The organism is Frateuria sp., assembly GCF_013362045.1.
In the GTDB taxonomy this organism is placed as follows: domain Bacteria; phylum Pseudomonadota; class Gammaproteobacteria; order Xanthomonadales; family Rhodanobacteraceae; genus Frateuria_A.
The window spans coordinates 1-3,570 of the sequence record NZ_JABFWW010000245.1 but is presented as its reverse complement, the minus strand read 5'-3'; the positions used below and the strand labels follow the sequence as shown (position 1 = coordinate 3,570).

Genomic DNA, 3,570 nt, shown 5'->3' with positions numbered 1-3,570 from the left:
GATCTGCATGCGCCAGTGGCTGTCCGGCGCACTGGCCCGCGCGCGCGGGCCGGGCGGCATCGTCGCCAACCTCGACATCCGCCTGCCCAGCGCCTGGCTGGACGACCTGGCGCGCGCGGTGCTGGGCGAATCGGCGGTGGCGCTTGCGCCTTACCGCCGCGAGCGGCTGCGCTGGCGCATCCACGAAATGCTGGACGACGTCGACGACCCGCAACTGCGCGGCTACCTCGCCGGCGGCGATACGGCGCGCCGCCGCTACCAGCTGGCCGACCGCCTCGCGCGGCTCTACTCGCAGTACCTGGTCTACCGGCCCGACTGGCTGCGCGCCTGGCAGGCCGGCCGCGACGACGTGCCCGAACGCAGCTTCCTCGCGCCGCTGTGGCGCGCGCTGCGCCGCGCGATCGACAAGCCCCACCGCGCCGAGGTGCTCGGCGAGCTGCTGAACCGGCTGCAGCGGAACGCACCTGCCGGCCTGCCGCGCGAACCGCTGCACGTGTTCGGTGTCAGCCACCTGGCGCCGGCGGAGCTGGCCGTGCTCGCCGCGGTGGCGCGGCACCGGCTGGTGGTGCTCTACGTGCCCGATCCCTGCCGCGAGTACTGGGCCGGCCTGCGCGGCGAGCGCGAGCAGCTGCGCGAGCTGGCCCGGCGCCTGGACGAGGGCGGGCGCGAGGAGGGCTGGTTCCTCGAGCGCATGGGCCATCCGCTGCTCGCCGAATGGGGCCGCCTGGGCCAGCACTTCATGCTGGCGCTCTCGGGCCAGGCCGAGATACGCATGGACGTGCGCCACTGGCGCGACGAGGACGCACGCGCACCGGCCGCGCTTTCCCTGCTGCAGCGTCTGCAGGAAAGCATCCGGCGGCTCGATCCGGCCTTGCTCCGGCCGGGGCAAGGCCAGGCGATGCATGACCGCTCGCTGCGCGTGCACCTGTGCCACACCCGCCTGCGCGAACTGGAGGTGCTGCGCGACGCGCTGCTCCACGAGCTGGCGCTGGACCCGACGCTGCAGCCGGCCGACATCGTGGTGATGGCGCCCGACATCGGTGCCTACGTGCCGCTGCTGCCGGCAGTGTTCGGCGAACCCGGCCGCGCGCACGGGCCGCTGCCCTATCACCTGGCCGACGTGGCGGTGGCGCGCGTGCATCCGCTGCTCGCCGCGTTCGACCGGCTGCTCGGCGCGCCGCAGTCGCGCCTCACCGCGCCGCAGGTGCTGGACTTCCTGCAGACCCCTGCGATCGCCGCTGCGCTGGGCTTGAACGAAAGCGCGGTGGACCTGCTCGGCCAGTGGCTGGGCGAGGCGCGCGTGGCCTGGGGCCTGGACGGCGACTGGCGCGAAGCCTTCGGCGTGCCCGGCATCGAGGAATACACCTTCGCCTGGGGCATGGACCGCCTCGTCGCCGGCTACGTGATGGGCGAGGAGGCGGTCGCCACGCTGCCCGATGGCGAGCTCGCGCCGGTCGCCGGCGCCTACGGTCCGCAGGCCGCTGCGCTGGGCGCGCTCGACCGCCTGCTGCAGGAGCTGGCTGCGCTGCGCCGCGACGCCGCGCAGCCGCGCAGCGCCACGGCCTGGGCCACGCGGCTGGAGCAACTGCTCGATGCGCTGTTCCGCGTCGATGCCCGCGACCCTGCCGGCCGCGAGGCGCTGGCTCTGTTGCGCCGGATGATCCGTGCAACGGTGGCGGAGACCCAGGACAGCGGCCTGGACCCCGAGCTCGACTTCGCCGTCGTGCGCGAAGTGCTGCGCGAGCGCCTGGCCGCCACGCCCGAGCGGCAGCGTTTCCTGCTCGGCGGCGCCACTTTCTGCGGCATGGTGCCCCAGCGCGCGATCCCGTTCCGCGTGGTCGCCGTGCTCGGCCTGAACGACGGCGAGTTCCCGCGCAACGCCAGCGACGCCGGGCTGGACCTGATGCTGCGCCATCCGCGCCTGGGCGACCGCGACGTGCGCAGCGACGACCGCTACCTGTTCCTGGAGACGGTGATGGCCGCGCGCGATGCGCTGCACCTCTCGTACCTCGGCGAGGGCGTGCGCGACGGCAAGCCGCGCAACCCGGCCGCGCCGCTGGCCGAGCTGCTCGCCCTGCTCGACGCGCAGGCCGGCCTGGCCGACCTGCCCGCCGATGCCGACGACAAGGCGCGCGCCGAGGACCCGGCTGCGCCGGTCCAGCGCCCCGGGCGCGTGCGTCATCCGCTGCAGCCCTTCGACGCGCGCTATTTCGACGGCGGCGACCCGCGGCTGTTTTCCTACCAGGCCGCGTTCGCCGCGATGGTGCCGGGCGGCCGCCGCAGCGGGTTCCTCGCCGGCACCGACGCGTTGGACGCGCTGCCGCCGGAGACGCCGGTGCCGTTGCGCGAGCTGCTGGCCTGGTATCGCGATCCGGCGCGGCAACTGTTGCGCGGACGTCTGGACGTCCGCCTGGATGCCCTGGACGAGGACCGCCTGCGCGAGAGCGAACCGCTGGAGCCGAAGTTCGAGACGCTCGACCGGGTCGGCCGGCGCCTGCTGCTCGATGCGCTGCAGGCCGCCCTGGTGCTGCCCGCCGAGCCGCCCGAATGGCTGCGCCTGACCGGCCTGCTGCCGCCGGGCCGCAGCGGCACCGCCGCGTGGGTCGCCGAGCGCGAGCGCGCACAGGCGTTGCTGGGAATCGCCCGCTATCATCCGTTGCTGGCCGATGGCCTGCCGCCGCGCGTTCCTCTCGCGCTGGAGCTCGACGTCGGCGGCGCACGCGTCGAGGGCGAGCTTGCGCACGTGCACGAGCGGGCCGGCACGCGCTGGGTATTCGAGTTGTTCGCCGGCAAGAAGGAAAGCGAGCTGGGCTTCCGCGAGCGCCTGCCGCTGTTCATCGAATGGGCGCTGCTGCGCCTGCTCACGCCCGGCGACACGCCGGTGCGCCTGTGCCTGCTCGTCGAAGGCGAGCCTGCCTGGCAGGACGAGGTCAACGCCTGGGATGCGTCGCTGGTTGGTGCATCACCGGGCGCGCAGGCCGCCCTGCGCGCCGAGCTGGAAGCCCGCCTCGCCGTGCTGCTCGAACTCTGGCGCGACGCCCAGCGCCAGCCCGCGCGTTACTTCCCGCGCACCAGCTGGGCGGTGGCGCAGTGCCTGAGCGGCGGCAAGCCGCCGAATCTCGCCGCGTGGCTGGGCAGCGACCGCAGCCAGGGCGAGTGCGACTACGCGCCCGGCTATGCGCGCCTGCTCGCCGGCGACGTGCGCTTCGAACCGGGCCGGCCCGAGTACGACGCGTTGCTCGACACCGCGGCGCGGCTGGCCCGGCTGATCGACTTGAGGGCGCCCGCATGAGCGCACCACTGCGCGTGCATGACTGGAGCCAACTGCCGCTGGCGCATGCGCCGGAGCAGGGCGGCCGCTGCCTGATCGAGGCGAGCGCCGGCACCGGCAAGACCTGGACCATCGCGGTGCTGTACCTGCGCCTGCTGCTGGAGCAGGGCCTGAGCCCGCGCCAGATCGTGGTGACCACCTTCACCGACGCGGCCGCGCAGGAGCTGCGCGAGCGCCTGCGCGCGAAGCTGCGCGCCGCCGAACGGCTGGCGCAGGCGCCCGGCGCGGCCGCTGTCGGT

2 protein-coding genes are annotated in these 3,570 nt (G+C 74.6%); both read left to right on the top strand.

What is annotated here, in order from left to right:
• Positions 1-3,292 (top strand): exodeoxyribonuclease V subunit gamma (gene recC, locus HOQ08_RS11705; protein ID WP_291194892.1); only part of this gene is annotated, 3,292 nt, incomplete at its 5' end.
• Positions 3,289-3,570, top strand: a 282-nt coding sequence (locus tag HOQ08_RS11700) for a UvrD-helicase domain-containing protein (protein ID WP_291194889.1), incomplete at its 3' end; no start/stop codon positions are given. The genes recC and HOQ08_RS11700, both read left to right, overlap by 4 nt.